This window comes from Arthrobacter sp. TmtSoilC77 (assembly GCF_059739415.1).
Genome location: NZ_AP046050.1, coordinates 2,382,399 through 2,396,838 on the forward strand (window position 1 = coordinate 2,382,399; position 14,440 = coordinate 2,396,838).

Consider the following 14,440-nt stretch of genomic DNA (forward strand, 5'->3'; position numbering starts at 1 on the left):
AGTGAAGTACAAGGGTTCCGGACGCGGGATGGCCGGTCTAGGGCCGAAAGTCACAAGACAGTTTTGGAACGAAAGCTTGCAACGTCGGGGGAAGAATGCCTTGTTGAACGGCTCACCCCGGAAGCTGCAGGGACGTGTGTCTGTATTCCACGATTTCCCCTAGACTCAAGCAAAAGACACTCCTGGACCGACGTAAGGAAGTTCGGTACCCATGGGCGAAGAACATACTTGGAGCTCCCCGGTGAAAGGGCGTGTGGATACGCTTCTGCGCGAATTCGTGGAGCGTGCAGACGAATTGTTGCATGCCCAGGAACAGATGAACGGCCTGCTCGCGGCAGTTGTCTCAATTGCCGAAGATCTCAGCCTGGAAGCCGTTCTTGATCGCGTCGTCAAATCGGCCTGCGCCCTCGTGGATGCAAAATATGGAGCGCTGGGGGTGATCGGGGAAGACCAGCGTCTGAGCCACTTCATCACAGTAGGTATCGACGATGACGGCATCAGGTCCATCGGCGATCTCCCGACCGGGCATGGGGTCCTGGGACATCTGATCCGGGAGCCGAAGCCTCTACGGCTCCATGACCTGCGCCATCATCCGATGGCCGTGGGTTTCCCCGAAAACCATCCGCCCATGAAGACTTTCCTTGGCGTTCCGATCAGGGTCAGAGACATCGTTTTCGGCAATTTATATCTCACGGAAAAGAGCAATGGCCAGGACTTCAACGCAGCCGACCAGGAATTTGCCATCGCTCTCGCAGCGGCGGCTGGTGTTGCCATCCAGAATGCCCGCCTTTTCGAGGAGAGTCGCCGGCGGCAGCGGTGGTTGGAAGCCGGAATGGAGCTGGGCGGACACCTGATTGCCAATCAGTCCGAGAGTGGCTCAGGCAACCTTGACCATGTTGCCGAAACTGCTTTGCGGGCCTCGGACTCTATTCTGGGCGTCGTAGCCGTCCCGACTCCTGCAGGAGTTCTACGCTGCCGCTCGGCCGTCGGTGTACAGGGGTTGTACGCGGGTCAGGAACTTCCAAGCGCTGACGTTGTCGCGTCGGTACTGGAAACGGGAGAATCCGAGTTGGTGCGCGACGCGGCGACGGTGTTCGGGGCTGGCATGTCGGAAAAGCTGGGTAGCGTACTGGTCTCCGCTCTGGGACACCGCGGGACCGGGAACGGCGTCCTGCTGCTGGCGCGAGCTGCAGGTGGCCCCCTTTACACGCGCTCCGACGTCGAATCGAGCGCCTTGTTTGGAAGCAGGGTGGGTCTGGCCTTGGACCTCGCGCGAGTCAGTGCGCTTCGCGAGCAAGCACTCCTGCTGACGGACCGCGAACGAATCGCCCGGGATCTGCACGACCTCGTGATCCAGCGCCTCTTTGCCGCTGGCCTGGGGATTCAGAACCTTCGGCGCTTCATGGAGGATCCTGCAGCCCTGGAACGTATGGGGGACGTAACATCGGATCTCGACCAAACCATCCGAACGCTCCGGGAGACCATCGAGCAACTCCGCTCCGACGAATCCAGGGACGTCCCATGAGTGGCGTTGTGACCTAAGACTCTGGTCGACGTCGGTCTTTCACGAGAATCTGGCAGCACAAATGCTTTGCTCGGTGGGAGGACGGTTATGAACAGTTCAGGTTCCGCAGGCACTATCATCGTAGGAGTCGACGGCTCGGAGGCATCAATTGCTGCCCTGCGGGAAGCCCAACGCCTGGCAGTGCCCTTGGGCGCTGAGGTGGTTGCCACGGCGTTCTGGGAGTATCCCCGTGTTTATGAGGGGTACGTAGCCATGGGAATCACCGGCTTCGAGGAAGCTGCGGGGGAGATTCTCAAGAAGTCCGTGGAAAAAGCATTCGGACCTGCCCTTCCGGACAACGTCGTTTCCCGCTTGGTCCGTAATCATCCTCGGCAAGGGCTGATCGAGGCAAGCCGCGACGCGGATCTGATTGTCGTTGGACGGCGCGGACATGGTGGGTTTGGTGGGCTGCTGGTGGGATCGGTCAGCTCCGCGTGTGTCGCACATGCCCACTGTCCGGTTCTCGTTGTGCATGAGCCTGAGGTGGATGCGACGTCGGACAACGGCAGGATCCAGTAATGCGTGTTCTTATTGTCTACGAAACCGTGTACGGGAATACCCGCAGCGTAGCTGAGGCAATTGCTGCGGGGTTCAGTGGCATGGGAGAAGCCCGGTTTGTCTCTGTCGCCGAACTCACTGGGGAAGAACCGGGTGCCTGCGATTTGCTGATCGTCGGAGGTCCGACCCATGTGCACGGCATGAGTCGATGGTCAACGAGACGGTCCGCCATCAACGTGGCGGCTGCAAGTGGTTCCGAGGTGCCGGATGGCAATCTGACAGTTGGCGTCCGGGAGTGGCTGTCGCAGCTCCGTCCGGCTTTCCAGGGCCAAAAGGCGGCATCCTTCGATACCCGCAACCACGGACCTGCATTCCTCACCGGAAGGGCATCCAAAGGCATCGCAACCGAACTACGCAAAGCTGGGTTCACGCTGATTGCTGAGCCCCGGAGTTTCGAGGTAGATGCCAGGCCCTCCGTCGGCCCGGACGAGCTCGAACACGCGACCCGTTGGGGCGGAAGCCTGGCTGCACTTCTTGCCACCGAAACGTAGGCGGGGTCTTTTGGCCCTACGTCCGGAAGCCTGGGCCTTCCTAGGCTCACAGTAGACGGCGGGTGAACGCACCCGCCCAATGGAGGAGATGAAGATGACACTGCCAAACACGGAGCCTGGCCGGATCGATGGAGCAAGGCATGTCAGCGAAGACCTCAGCAAAGACCAGTGTTGGGAATTGCTCCGTTCGCAGACTACCGGCAGGGTTGGATTCGTGCACCACGGAAGGGTGATGATCCTTCCCGTTAACCACGTGATCCACAGGAACAACCTCTACTTTCGCACAGCTCCTCAAGGGCTTATCGGTGAGCCATTTGCACGGATGCAGGTATCGTTCCAGGTTGACGACGTCCGGGTGGACAGGAGTGAGGGATGGTCCGTTCTAGCCAGTGGTCCGTCTTCCCATGTGGTAGAGCCTGGGCTGTTGACCGAGCTCTGGGGCAAGGCCATGGCCGAGCCTTGGGCAGGCGGTGGACGTGACCTCTTCGTCCGTATTCAGGTCGCCGAGATGACAGGCCGCCACGTCTATTTGGCCTGACAGGAGCCAAGGGCCATGCGTGGCGGAATGAGGCTTTGACCATGAATGACAAAGAGCCGATTGTCGTTGGCTACGACGGTTCGCACGAGGCAGACACGGCCGTGCAGTGGGCCGCCAGGCTGGCCAACAGGAGAAAATGCCCGCTGCAAATTGTGCATTGCTCGCTCTGGCCGGTCATAACCCACAACATGGAACCTGTGCCTGGAATCGCCGAAAGCGGCTTGCGCCACGCGGCCGAGTCGGTCGTTTCCGAAGGAGTAGCGCGCGCTCGCGAGGTGTCGGCTGACGTCGAGGTCACAACGAGCCTGGTGTACGGATGGCCGGCCGAGAACCTGCGCAAATTGGCTTCACATGCTTCCCTCCTGGTTGTCGGCACCCGCGGCATTGGCGGGTTCCTGGGCCTGCTGGTCGGATCGGTCAGCCTCGAACTGGCCGCCACGGCGGCCTGTCCCGTGGCCGTCATCGGGCCCGTGCAGCGTCCCGGCGGACCCGTCGTTGTCGGAATCGATGGGGAAGGCTGGGAAGCGACGCTCCGGTATGCAGCGACCTTCGCATCCCAAACCCAAGCGAGCCTAAGGATTGTGCACGTTCGCAGAAAGCACGACGGTCATGACACGGCTGAGGGCCCTGGCGCCCGGGAAATGCTTGACTCCGCAATACGTTCTGTACGCAACACGACGCCGGGGCTGGAGGTGGCGGATGTCCTGCTGAGTGGAACATCGGTCGCAGGAACACTCTTGAGCGCCACAAGCGATGCGCAGGTTGTCGTCGTGGGGAGCTCCGGCCTCGGCCTCGTTAAAGGCAGCATTGGTTCGACTGCCCATGCCGTGCTCCACCACGCCGGCTGCCCGGTGATTGTCGTCAGGCACCCCAGGCCGTAGTCAGGTACACGAAGCGCTCAGGTACACGAAGCCGTAAGAGAATGCCGGTCGTTGCAGCGAAGGACCGACGAACCTGAAGGGCCCTGGAACGTGTGGATCCAGGGCCCTTCAAACTACAGCGCTCAGGCAAACTGCAGCACTCAGGCTATTCGGAGTGCTTCACGGTATGGAGGCGGGTAATGATGGTCGGGCACGGCAGCTTGCTAAGTACTGAGTGTGCCGTTGATCCCAACAGAAGACGCTTGAAACCGCCACGCCCCTTGCTGCCGACAACCAGCAAGCGTGCAGTAGCGGCGGCTGCGATAAGTGCCTCTGCGGGTCCTGTGTGCGTCTCCAGAACCTGATGCACAATCAGGTCAGGGTAGGTGTCTGCCAACCCTGCAACCGTTTCGGCCAACACCACGCGTTCTTCCTCGGCAACGATTTCTGAGAAGTTTCCTGGCGGCATGCCGCGGGCCACCACCGGCTCGGGCAGCCGGAAGGCGTGGAGCACGGTAAGCTCCTGTCCTTCCCGATCCGCCTCGGCTGCGGCAAACGCCACGGCTTGCGTGGATTCTTCCGAACCGTCCACGCCCACCAGGACGCCGTGCCGGTTCGCCAGATCATGCTCCCCTATGACTGCCACGGGGCAGTGTGCCACGGCGGCAACCTGCAGTGCACGGTCAGTCAGGGAGCCCCCAACCCAGCTGTGCCCGGATCCTATAACAACCATTGAGGCCCTTTTTGACTTCTTGCGAAGCGCGTATCCGGCTCCTCCCGAGACCAGGTCTGTGGTGATTTCGACAGTCGGCTCAAGCTTGCTGGCACGGTCCTTGGCTGTGACCAGGAATTTGTCTCCGGATTCCCGGATCCATTCGTTATACCCAACGGCGTCATATGCCCAGCGGTCATCCACTGCGTGAACAAGCTGCACCGGCAATTTCAGGGCGGCCGCCCTCTGCATGGCCCACCGTGTTGCAGCGTCGCTACCGGGGGAATCGCTGACGCCAACGACAATTGCTTCCTTCATGGCTGGTCCCATTCTTCTTGGATGTTCCCCGGAAGGGTGAGGCCGGGGCTTTGTCAGTCCAGTTTCTGCCTTCCGTTTCCTTGGAGTTAGGGCCGGAAGTCCTACTAAGCGGATGCTGGGTCCGCTACTGTCCAGGGTTGGGGCCTGGCTACTCCGGCGCCTCGACTGAGACGGTCTCCAGATACTCCGGAACCCGTGCTTTCCACCCCAATTCACGCTTGATTCGGAGACGCAACGCATCTGAGGCTTCCGGTTCACCATGCGTGACATAGGTCATCCTTGGCGCCCGGGGAGCCGAACCCATCCACCGGATGATCGCGTCGGCGTCGGCATGTGCACTGAAACCCTCGAGTTGGATCACTTCGGCGCGTATGGGAACATCCTGTCCATAAATCCTGAGCTCGCGGACACCGGCCGCAAGCGCCGCACCACGGGTTCCGGCGGCCTGGTAGCCGCTCAGTACCAGGGCGTTCTTCGGATCGGACCCATACGCCTGTATATGGTGCAGGATCCTGCCGCCAGTCAACATTCCGCTGGCTGAAATGATGATCATCGGACCGCCACGCAGGTTGAGGAGCTTTGAGTCATCCGCACTTCTGGTCATGGTGGCGATCTGATACATGTTCTTGAATTCCCCAGGACGCAGGCGATGCTCTTCCGGATGCTGCTGGTACATGTATGAGGCATCGATGGCCATGGGACTGTTCAGGTAGACCGGTACGTCCGGAATGCGTCCATTGCGGCGAAGACGGGCCAATTGCAGCATCAAGGTTTCGGCGCGTCCCACCGCGAACGCCGCGATGAGGATTACCCCTCCCCGTTTGATGACACGGTTGACTACTTCTCCGAGTTCATTTTCAGAGCTGCCCAAGGGATGTGTCCGGTTGCCGTATGTGGACTCCGTGACCAGGATGTCGGCTTCGCCAAGTTCGCGTGGCGGGTACATGAAGGGATCGTCCGCCCTGCCCAGATCACCAGTGAAATGGACGGAGTGCCCGCCTATCCGGACATGGATTTGGGCCGCCCCCAGGATGTGGCCCGCCGGGACAAAAGTGGCCTCAACCCCGTGGCCGACTTCGATGGTGGCATCGAAATCCACGGGCCTGAAGCTGTTAAGTGATGTGACGGCGTCTGCGGCGGTGTAGAGCGGAAGGGCAGGTACGTGGACTGAGGAGCCCGTTTGGCCTGCATAGCGGGCTTCTTCTTCCTGCAGATGGCCGCTGTCGGGCAGCAGCAGTTTGCAAAGCTGGCTGGTTCCATGTGTTGCATACACGGGTCCGCGAAAACCATCCCGGACCAATGCAGGGACGTAACCGGTGTGGTCCAAATGGGCATGGGTCAGAAGTATGGCGTCGACGGAGGAAGGCGCAACCGGGAAGGGCCTGCGGTTGCGTTCCCGAAGCCGTTTATAGCCTTGGAAGAGGCCGCAGTCCACGAGTACCCGCGAGCCTTGGTACTCAAGGAGGTACCGCGAACCTGTGACCGTATCGGTTGCGCCGAGAAAGCGGAGTCTGGGGACGTGCTTGTTATGCATGGGGACCTATCCACCCTGGCGGCTGAAGCAGCGGGATTCGGGGAAGCATCTGGCGCCGGGCGATGCTCCGGCGCCAGGTATTTGTCCTCGCTAGGACGACGGTACGGCGTGGTGATGCCGGTATTCCTCAGTACTGGGCTTTATTGCCAACGCGGTTACTACCAACGCTATGGCGCCGGTAATCCACGCGCTCCAGGCTGCGCCTGTGGCAGAAGTGAAGCCGGCTACCCACGGCGCCAGCAGCAGGGCCACCGCAATGATGGCTTGTGCCCATTCCGCGGCAGGCATCCCTGGCGCGGCAAGGTTAACCACCCCGCCGATGACAAGGAGTATGCCCAGGGTGACCATTACGGCCGTCGAGGATCCCATTTGACTGGTCCACAACACTGATAGGGCCGCATAGGCGCCGGCTGCGACAACGGTCCAGTCCTGCCATCGCGTCCATTTCTTCATGGTTTTCTTGCTCCTTCATTGTCTGGAAACACCGCCTGCCTCTGCAGGGCGGCTTCCGGTCTCCCGTATTCCCAGATTCAGTTCAAACCTCGAAGCGCAACAGGGCCGAAAGTCACGAGCCTTCGGCAGGGTCCTTGGGCCCTTGTAACCCGGGGAGGACGTCGGCAACAATTTGGAGGTGCTGAAAGATCGGCATGTGCGCTGCGGCCCCCGCCGGAGAGGATAATCATGAATCGCGTAGAAGAATCCGCCCCGGATATCACGGTGCAGCCCATCCGTGTGTTCATACTCGACGACCACGAATTGGTACGCCGGGGTTTGCAGGAGCTTCTGGAAAGCGAGGGGTTCGAGGTGGTTGGGATGTCGGGGTCTGCAGAGGAGGCGACTCGGCGGATACCAGCCTTGCACCCCGACGTCGCGGTCTTGGATGCGCGGCTTCCGGACGGAACAGGAATCGAAGTCTGCCGGGATGTGCGTTCCGTTGACCCTCGCCTCAACTGTTTGATTTTGACCAGCTACGACGACGAGCAGGCATTGCGTGGCGCGGTGCTTGCCGGTGCGGCCGGTTACATTCTCAAGGAAATTGGCGGCACGGATCTCCTGGGGGCCCTGCGACGCGCAGCCCGCGGCGAATCATTGTTCGATGAGACTGTCAAGGCCCGGATTATCAAGGGACTGACGGAGCCCAAGAGGCTGGATCCGCGCGTAGCGTCCCTGACGCCGCAGGAGCGGCGTGTCCTGGAGTACGTCGGCCAAGGCATGACCAACCGCCAGATTGGCGAAGAGATGCTACTGGCAGAGAAGACTGTCAAGAACTATGTTTCGTCATTGTTGGCGAAACTGGGTTTTGAACGCCGGACCCAGGCGGCGGTCTTCATGGCCCACGCGCCGGGGGAGGACTCAGGACGAGGTCACTGACAGACAGGTTGGCCGGCTTACAGTACCGGAACTGTCCATGTCAGCAAGGTACCCTTGCCCGGGGCACTGGTGATAGTGCATGAACCATTGAGTAAAGCGGCCCTGCGGATCATGTTGCCGAGCCCATTGCCGGCACCGGGCTCCTTGAATCCGCAGCCATCATCGGCCAGCTCCATGATCAGGGCGCCGTCTTCCACGGCCACGGCCACTGTGATCATTTCTGCCCCCGAATGGCGTACTGCGTTGCTCAGGCTTTCCGTAATGACTGCCAACAGGTGCTCTACGACAACCTCGTCTTCCAAGGCATCCACGGCCCCTGTCAGTGTCAGGTGTGGTGCATGTGGCAGAGTCTTTGCCCCTGCCTGTATGGTCCGCAGGATTCGGCTGCTCAAGAGTTCAGGTTCACTGGTAGTGGCCCGCAGGGAGTAGATGGTATTCCGAAGATCCCGGATGCTGGTGTCGAGCTCGTCCGTTATGGCATCGATCCGCCCTGCAGCTGATCCTGTGGAGGTGAAGCGACGCAGGCTTTGGATGCTCAGTCCTGCGGCGAAGAGCCGTTGGATCACCAGATCATGAAGATCGCGCGCGATCCTGTCCCGGTCAGTGAAGACGACCAACTGTTCACGTAAGCGATGAATACGGTCAAGGGCCAAAGCCAGGGCCACGTGCGAGCCATAGACGGATGCCATATCAATATCGGTGGCGGAGAAGGCCCCGGTGCCGGGCGAACGGCCCAGTAGGAGGTATCCCTGATGGGCGCCTTGGGCGCTGAGGTCCACCATGAGCAGCTTGCCGGGCTGCCCATGGCCTGTCTCGTCAACTAGTCTCCAAGGATCGTCGAGGGCGGTCGCAGCTCCCTCGAAGGTATCGGCGCCGGTATCCGTGGAATCCACGGATAGCACCCGGCCCCTGAGTGCAACACTGTCTATTCCGGCGGAACCCTCCACGGTGTAGACCCCGGGCCGCTCGGCGGCAGGCAACAGGACCAAGGCCAGCTTCGCCCCGGATTCCAGTAAAGCCCTGCTTGCGATCAGGTCCAGGGATGCATTCTCGGGCTGGCCGTCCTCCAGCATCCTGCCGGTGACGTCCATGCAGGCTTCGAGCCACGATGTGCGGCGACGGGCGTCCTCGTAGAGGCGGGCGTTCTCAATGGCCACGCCGGCCGCGGCCGCCAAAGCAATTGCCAGGTCCTCGTCTTCCGGCGTGAAGTCCTCGCCGCCGGCCTTTTCGGTCAAGTAGAGGTTCCCAAAGACCGTATCCCGGACCCGCACCGGGACGCCCAGAAACGACTTCATGGGAGGATGATTCCGGGGGAAGCCATGGGCTTTGGGATGCTGGCTGAGATCATGGAGCCGCAGCGGTGCGGGCTCAGTGATCAGAAGACCGAGGACCCCGTGGCCGGTGGGAAGCGGGCCGATCCGGCTGGCCAGGTGGTCATCGATGCCGACGGTGATGAAGTGACTTAATACGTCGTCTTCGCCGATGACGCCCAGAGCGCCGTAGCGTGCTTGGAGGAGATCGCAGGCGGATCTGACAACCCGCTCCAGCACGGATTCGAGGCTCAGGTCCTCGGCTACGGCCACCACCGCTTCGAGCAGCCCCCGCGTTCTCTCCTGGGCCTGGAGCAGTTCTCCGGCCCGGGCCATGAATTCTTTCAGGAGGTCTTCCAACTGGACTCCCGGCGCGCCCGGCGCCTCGTTGCGTGCTTCCTCCGGAGAGTCGTTCATTGTCGCCTTTCGACCAGGACCGGCAACACCACGGGAGGTGCCTCACCCATCTTTGGTGCCAGCCTACTCCGGGGCCCCTCCGCCCGAAACCGTTGCCGGGTAGGGGGCTTTGGGCCCTGTCGCATTCCCGTGGGCCGCCTTAGTGTCATCGCATGACGAACAAACCAGCAATCCCCGAGGCAGAGAACCTGGACATCAAACAATGCTGGGAACTGCTCCGCAGTGTGTCGGTGGGGCGCTTGGCAGTCTGGGCAGGCGACCACCCCGACATCTTCCCCATCAATTACAAAGTTGATCACGGAACCCTGGTCTTCCGCACTGGCGAAGGCACAAAGCTCCATGCGGCACTGGGGGCAACGCCTGTAGCGCTGGAGGCGGACGGTGTGGACTCCGGATCCGGTATTGCCTGGAGCGTAGTAATCAAGGGGACCACGGAAAGCATCAAGTTGACACAGGATGTACTGGACACTGTTGGCCTTTTGCTCTTTCCCTGGCAGGCCGGCCGGAAGGACCATTTTGTCCGGATTGTCCCAACCTCCATGACCGGGCGGCGCTTCAAAGTGACGCCGCCCCTGACGTGGTGGAGCCCCTTGGACGATGCCACCCGCGCAGGTTTGGAATAGCGGGACGGTCCCACTGCGGCCGATCCCACGGCATCCAGGCCCGCGCTGCCCCGGGTCCAACGGCCCTAACGACGGCGACCTGCCGCCGCTAGCGTCGAGGGCATGAAGACAAAGCCTGATGCAGTCGTAGAACGGTTGGCCCCTGACGAATGTTGGGACTTGCTGGGTGAGAGCAACGTTGGCCGGCTGGCCGTCCTGGTTGAAGGGCACCCTGATGTCTTTCCGGTGAATTACGTCCTGGAAGGAGACAGCATCGTCTTCCGTACAGGTGCCGGTACGAAATTCTGGAGCACCATGACCACGTCCTGTGCCTTGGAAATCGACGGTTACCGGGCACTCAGCGGAAAGGCCTGGAGCGTGGTCGTTCGCGGCCGGACAGCCCTGATCCTGGACCGGCAGGAAAGGGCCAAGGTTGACGCGCTGGGGCTCGATCCCTGGCAACCTGGCAGCAAGAACTACTACCTGCGCCTCGTTCCGGACGCCGTCACCGGCCGCCGCTTCAAGACCAAGCGACCGGACCTCTGGGGAACCCCGTTGAACGACGCGCGTACCGAAACCTTCCACTAACCCACTCTCAAAGTGCCTTGCATGCCTGCTAAACGGTAGCCTGCAACGCCACGCACAGGACGGATCAGCACCATGAAAGCCCTTGTTTACGGTGGTCCAGCCACCAAGTCGTGGAAGGATGTTCCGGATCCGGGCATCACTGAGCCCACGGATGCAATTGTGCGCATCGACACGACCACCATTTGCGGCACCGATCTGCATATCCTCAAGGGCGACGTACCTGCGGTGGAACCTGGACGGATCCTCGGCCATGAAGGGGTGGGTACCGTCGTGGAGGTTGGTGGTTCAGTTGGCAACGTCAGGCCAGGAGACCGTGTGATCATCTCTTGCATCAAGTCCTGCGGACACTGCACCAATTGCCGAAAAGGGCTGTTTTCGCATTGCCTTGGAGACGAAGGGCAAGTGGGTACGGGCTGGATTTTCGGTCATCTCATTGACGGGACCCAGGCGGAGTTCGTTCGTGTTCCCTACGCGGACAACTCACTTCACAAGCTTCCGCACGGTGTCAACGATGATGAGGCCGTCATGTTGTCCGACATCCTTCCCACAGCCTTTGAGATCGGCGTGCTGGATGGCCGCGTTGCTCCCGGCGACATTATCGCCGTAGTGGGGGCCGGGCCCATTGGCTTGGCGGCCATGGCGACGGCGGGACTCTGCGGAGCGTCAACGATCATCGCCATCGACCCCAACGTAAGCCGCCTTTCAAGGGCCGCCGATTTCGGTGCAACGCACACCGTCAACCCTGAAAGCCAGGATTGGATCAGCGACGTCCTGGCCCTCACGGATGGTGCCGGCGTTGACGTTGCCATGGAAGCGGTGGGGATTCCGGAGACTTTCGAGATGGCCCTGCGGCTGGTACGTCCAGGAGGCAATGTGGCCAATATCGGCGTTCACGGAAAGCCTGTTCAACTGCCCTTGCAGGACTTGTGGATCCGCAATATCAATATCAGCATGGGGTTGGTCAACACGAACACCACTCCGATGCTCCTGCGCTTGGTTGCCCAGCACAAGCTGCCCGCAGAGAAGTTCGCCACCCATCACTTTTCCCTCGACCGGATCATGGACGCCTATGACACATTTTCCAGGGCCGCCGAAACGGAGGCGTTGAAAGTGGTGCTCAGCAGGACGCCCCGTGACTGAACATTCATCGTGAGACATCGTTTGGTGACGCTGGTAGCGCGCTTTCCGTTGGTGGCCGGCACTGTGCTGGCCATGCTCGTCGTTGCGGCACTGATTATCAGCGGGCACGATGCTGCAGCCCAGGGGACGGCAACCATTTACTCGCTCTCGGTAGCGGTCTACCGCGCAGGGAGCATGATCAAGGGCCTTTTTCAAGGACGGTGGGGCATTGACCTCCTGGCCGTTACGGCCATTTGTTCAACCGCAATTGTCGGGGAGTACATTGCGTCCTTGGTCATTGTTCTCATGCTGACCGGTGGCGAAGCGTTGGAGGACTTTGCCCACGGCCGCGCCACCAAGGAGCTCCGCGCACTATTGGAACGTACCCCGCGTATTGCCCACCGTGAGGAAAGCGGTGGATTAGTGGAAGACGTCGGCGTCGAGTCCGTTGCTCGTGGTGACATTCTGCTGGTGAAGCCGGCTGAAACTGTTCCCGTGGACGGCAGGCTGCTGTCCGACGTCGGGACCTTTGACGAGTCTGCGCTGACAGGCGAAAGCCTTCCGGCGGAGCGACTGGCGGGAGACTTGCTGCTCAGTGGCTCCGTGAACGGGGCCGACGCGATCCGGATGGTGGCCACGGCTTCCGCGGGCGATTCGCAGTACAGCCAGATTGTTGCGTTGGTGAGGGAAGCCGCGGCGAGTCGTGCACCTACGGTTCGCCTGGCTGACAGATATGCCGTGCCGTTCACCCTGGTAGCCTTTGTCCTTGCCGGGGCGGCCTGGTGGCTCAGCCACGATCCAGTCCGGTTTGTGGAGGTGCTCGTTGTTGCGACTCCGTGTCCCTTGCTGATTGCCGCGCCCGTCGCCTTCCTTGCCGGTACCAGCCGGGCCGCCAAAGCCGGCATCATCATCAAGAATGCAGGTACGTTGGAGCAGCTCAGCCGCGTGAAGACTGCTGTGTTCGACAAGACCGGTACTCTCACCCAAGGCAGGCCTGTCCTGACCGGGATTCGCCTTTCTGCCGCGGCAGGCCTGTCAAAAAACGAACTGTTGCAGCTGGCGGCATCGGCTGAGCAGTACTCGTCGCACATCTTTGCAGCCTCCGTCATCGCGGCGGCGCGCGAGCGGAGCTTACCGTTGCTGCCGGCGACGAACGCCAGCGAACACGCCACCAATGGCGTGGCTGCCGATGTCGGAACCCGGAGGGTGGTGGTGGGAAAGCCGGCGTTCGTCGAGGAAAATACGGCAGGCTTTGAAAGCGCGCCCCTGGAAGGAGGGCAACTCGCGGTCTACGTAGGTGTGGAGGGAAAGTTTGCCGGGACACTCATCATGAGTGATCCCTTGCGGGCAAATGCTGTGGAAACACTCACGGAGCTCCGCAGGCTCGGTGTCGCACAAACCATGCTGCTGACTGGCGATGCTTCGTCGACCGCCCATCACATCGCTGAAACCGCTGGGATCGGGAATGTCCAGGCGGAGTGTCTGCCTTCGGACAAGGTCGCCACCGTTGCAGCCCTCACTGTGCGGCCGGTCATGATGGTTGGTGACGGTGTCAACGACGCCCCTGTCCTGGCGGCGGCCGACGTCGGCATCGCCATGGGCGCCAAAGGTGCCACTGCGGCAAGCGAATCGGCGGACGTGGTCATTATGCTCGACGACCTCTCAAGAGCCGCCTTCGCGGTGGACATCGGCCAGCACACCATGCGGATCGCCCGTACGAGCATCTGGACAGGCATCCTCCTAAGCTTGGGCCTGATGGCGGTGGCAACGTTGGGTGTGATCCCCGCCGTGGCCGGAGCGCTGCTTCAGGAATTCGTGGATTTGGCGACTATCCTGAATGCGCTCAGGGCGCTTGGTCCACGGCTGGCCAGCGCACGTTCAAGGGCCGTTGGCCCCGCGTTCAGTAGCGCTCGGGCTCATCCCCAAGTTCAAAGTAGCGGCCCTGGACACGCGTCGGAGTGATCTCCACGTAGGTGTATTTGCGGGTCGGGATCCACGGTTTGAGGGGCAACTTGTCGGCCTCGTCGATTTCCGACTGCGACTCGATGACGCGCGCCGTCCCTTTGAGGACCACACTCCAGGCTTCGGCGTCAACGATCTCTTCCACTTCGAAGGCAACCTTCTCATTGACAGTCAACTCAGCTAGCTTTGTTCCCGGATTGGTCCTGAGGAGCAAACGCTTCCCGTGTGCGATGAAGTTCAAGGGGTAGATGTCCGGCTCGCCCAGGACGCTGACGGCCAAACGACCATGCTGGTTCCGTTCGAGGACCTTCCATGAGTCGGCTTCGGACAGGACAGTGCCTGGTCGCTCGTCATTTTCCACGGTCTTTCTCCTGCACCTGACGTAGGGGCTGCCCGGCTGGATGGCCTGCCGCAGCTGATGTCCGTGATCCTACGGCGGGCCACGTTGACCGCAACAGGGTCCAAGGTCCTGCGGGAAGGTGCGGCACCATGACCT

General features: G+C 61.3%; 15 protein-coding genes. 10 read left to right on the forward strand and 5 right to left on the reverse strand.

What is annotated here, in order from left to right:
- The first annotated feature begins 253 nt into the window (after positions 1–253).
- The 5 genes from AC6I99_RS10955 (at position 254) to AC6I99_RS10975 (ending at position 4,032) form a co-directional block, all read left to right on the forward strand.
- A complete protein-coding gene (locus AC6I99_RS10955) occupies positions 254–1,525 on the forward strand; it encodes a GAF domain-containing protein (RefSeq protein WP_497945140.1) in 1,272 nt (423 codons plus the stop codon).
- Between the two features lie 87 nt (positions 1,526–1,612).
- The gene (locus AC6I99_RS10960) at positions 1,613–2,083 is read left to right on the forward strand and encodes a universal stress protein (protein ID WP_497945139.1); all 471 of its coding nucleotides are present in this window, start codon (positions 1,613–1,615) and stop codon (positions 2,081–2,083) included.
- Complete coding sequence (locus AC6I99_RS10965) at positions 2,083–2,613, forward strand: flavodoxin family protein (RefSeq protein WP_497945138.1); 531 nt, start codon at positions 2,083–2,085, stop codon at positions 2,611–2,613. Before AC6I99_RS10960 ends, AC6I99_RS10965 begins: the two co-directional genes overlap by 1 nt.
- Before the next feature lie 94 nt (positions 2,614–2,707).
- Positions 2,708–3,151, forward strand: a complete 444-nt coding sequence (locus AC6I99_RS10970; protein WP_497945137.1) for a pyridoxamine 5'-phosphate oxidase family protein — start codon at positions 2,708–2,710, stop codon at positions 3,149–3,151.
- Between the two features lie 41 nt (positions 3,152–3,192).
- Positions 3,193–4,032 carry a universal stress protein gene (locus AC6I99_RS10975; RefSeq protein WP_497945136.1) on the forward strand — a complete coding sequence of 280 codons (840 nt, stop codon included), beginning with the start codon at positions 3,193–3,195 and terminating at the stop codon, positions 4,030–4,032.
- Between the two features lie 145 nt (positions 4,033–4,177).
- On the opposite strand, the gene AC6I99_RS10980 is transcribed toward AC6I99_RS10975, so the two are convergent.
- The 3 genes from AC6I99_RS10980 to AC6I99_RS10990 form a co-directional block, all read right to left on the reverse strand.
- Positions 4,178–5,041 (reverse strand): universal stress protein, encoded by an 864-nt coding sequence (locus tag AC6I99_RS10980; RefSeq protein WP_497945135.1) that lies wholly within the window; start codon positions 5,039–5,041, stop codon positions 4,178–4,180.
- 148 nt (positions 5,042–5,189) lie between these two features.
- Entirely contained in the window at positions 5,190–6,575 is a 1,386-nt protein-coding gene (locus tag AC6I99_RS10985; protein WP_497945134.1) for an MBL fold metallo-hydrolase RNA specificity domain-containing protein, read from the reverse strand.
- Positions 6,576–6,665: 90 nt separating this feature from the next.
- On the reverse strand, positions 6,666–7,028 hold the full coding sequence (locus AC6I99_RS10990) for an SPW repeat protein (RefSeq protein WP_497945133.1): 363 nt from the start codon (positions 7,026–7,028) through the stop codon (positions 6,666–6,668).
- Between the two features lie 228 nt (positions 7,029–7,256).
- Here AC6I99_RS10990 and AC6I99_RS10995 point away from each other — a divergent pair, with 228 nt between their 5' ends.
- Positions 7,257–7,946 carry a response regulator gene (locus tag AC6I99_RS10995; RefSeq protein ID WP_497945132.1) on the forward strand — a complete coding sequence of 230 codons (690 nt, stop codon included), beginning with the start codon at positions 7,257–7,259 and terminating at the stop codon, positions 7,944–7,946.
- A gap of 17 nt (positions 7,947–7,963) precedes the next feature.
- Here the strand turns inward: AC6I99_RS10995 and AC6I99_RS11000 are convergent, their stop codons facing one another.
- The gene (locus tag AC6I99_RS11000; RefSeq protein ID WP_497945131.1) at positions 7,964–9,673 is read right to left on the reverse strand and encodes a GAF domain-containing sensor histidine kinase; all 1,710 of its coding nucleotides are present in this window, start codon (positions 9,671–9,673) and stop codon (positions 7,964–7,966) included.
- 152 nt (positions 9,674–9,825) lie between these two features.
- Here AC6I99_RS11000 and AC6I99_RS11005 point away from each other — a divergent pair, with 152 nt between their 5' ends.
- The 4 genes from AC6I99_RS11005 to AC6I99_RS11020 all read left to right on the forward strand — a co-directional run bounded on the left by AC6I99_RS11005 (position 9,826) and on the right by AC6I99_RS11020 (position 13,944).
- On the forward strand, positions 9,826–10,296 hold the full coding sequence (locus tag AC6I99_RS11005; RefSeq protein WP_497945130.1) for a pyridoxamine 5'-phosphate oxidase family protein: 471 nt from the start codon (positions 9,826–9,828) through the stop codon (positions 10,294–10,296).
- Positions 10,297–10,398: 102 nt separating this feature from the next.
- Complete coding sequence (locus tag AC6I99_RS11010; RefSeq protein ID WP_497945129.1) at positions 10,399–10,863, forward strand: pyridoxamine 5'-phosphate oxidase family protein; 465 nt, start codon at positions 10,399–10,401, stop codon at positions 10,861–10,863.
- 72 nt (positions 10,864–10,935) lie between these two features.
- Entirely contained in the window at positions 10,936–12,003 is a 1,068-nt protein-coding gene (locus AC6I99_RS11015; RefSeq protein WP_497945128.1) for a zinc-dependent alcohol dehydrogenase family protein, read from the forward strand.
- A gap of 72 nt (positions 12,004–12,075) precedes the next feature.
- Positions 12,076–13,944, forward strand: a complete 1,869-nt coding sequence (locus tag AC6I99_RS11020) for a heavy metal translocating P-type ATPase (RefSeq protein ID WP_497947110.1) — start codon at positions 12,076–12,078, stop codon at positions 13,942–13,944.
- On the opposite strand, the gene AC6I99_RS11025 is transcribed toward AC6I99_RS11020, so the two are convergent.
- Positions 13,883–14,305, reverse strand: a complete 423-nt coding sequence (locus AC6I99_RS11025; protein WP_224090113.1) for a pyridoxamine 5'-phosphate oxidase family protein — start codon at positions 14,303–14,305, stop codon at positions 13,883–13,885. The genes AC6I99_RS11020 and AC6I99_RS11025 overlap by 62 nt on opposite strands.
- Positions 14,306–14,440 lie beyond the last annotated feature (135 nt).

What these genes read in the sequence shown, in the direction of transcription:
- AC6I99_RS11000 (WP_497945131.1), bottom strand. Translation starts at nt 9,673, where the DNA reads ATGAACGACTCTCCGGAGGAAGCACGCAACGAGGCGCCGGGCGCGCCG.
- AC6I99_RS10975 (WP_497945136.1), top strand. Translation starts at nt 3,193, where the DNA reads ATGAATGACAAAGAGCCGATTGTCGTTGGCTACGACGGTTCGCACGAG.
- AC6I99_RS11010 (WP_497945129.1), top strand. Translation starts at nt 10,399, where the DNA reads ATGAAGACAAAGCCTGATGCAGTCGTAGAACGGTTGGCCCCTGACGAA.
- AC6I99_RS10980 (WP_497945135.1), bottom strand. Translation starts at nt 5,041, where the DNA reads ATGAAGGAAGCAATTGTCGTTGGCGTCAGCGATTCCCCCGGTAGCGAC.
- AC6I99_RS11005 (WP_497945130.1), top strand. Translation starts at nt 9,826, where the DNA reads ATGACGAACAAACCAGCAATCCCCGAGGCAGAGAACCTGGACATCAAA.
- AC6I99_RS10990 (WP_497945133.1), bottom strand. Translation starts at nt 7,028, where the DNA reads ATGAAGAAATGGACGCGATGGCAGGACTGGACCGTTGTCGCAGCCGGC.
- AC6I99_RS10960 (WP_497945139.1), top strand. Translation starts at nt 1,613, where the DNA reads ATGAACAGTTCAGGTTCCGCAGGCACTATCATCGTAGGAGTCGACGGC.
- AC6I99_RS11020 (WP_497947110.1), top strand. Translation starts at nt 12,076, where the DNA reads ATGCTCGTCGTTGCGGCACTGATTATCAGCGGGCACGATGCTGCAGCC.
- AC6I99_RS10965 (WP_497945138.1), top strand. Translation starts at nt 2,083, where the DNA reads ATGCGTGTTCTTATTGTCTACGAAACCGTGTACGGGAATACCCGCAGC.
- AC6I99_RS10995 (WP_497945132.1), top strand. Translation starts at nt 7,257, where the DNA reads ATGAATCGCGTAGAAGAATCCGCCCCGGATATCACGGTGCAGCCCATC.
- AC6I99_RS10970 (WP_497945137.1), top strand. Translation starts at nt 2,708, where the DNA reads ATGACACTGCCAAACACGGAGCCTGGCCGGATCGATGGAGCAAGGCAT.
- AC6I99_RS10985 (WP_497945134.1), bottom strand. Translation starts at nt 6,575, where the DNA reads ATGCATAACAAGCACGTCCCCAGACTCCGCTTTCTCGGCGCAACCGAT.
- AC6I99_RS11015 (WP_497945128.1), top strand. Translation starts at nt 10,936, where the DNA reads ATGAAAGCCCTTGTTTACGGTGGTCCAGCCACCAAGTCGTGGAAGGAT.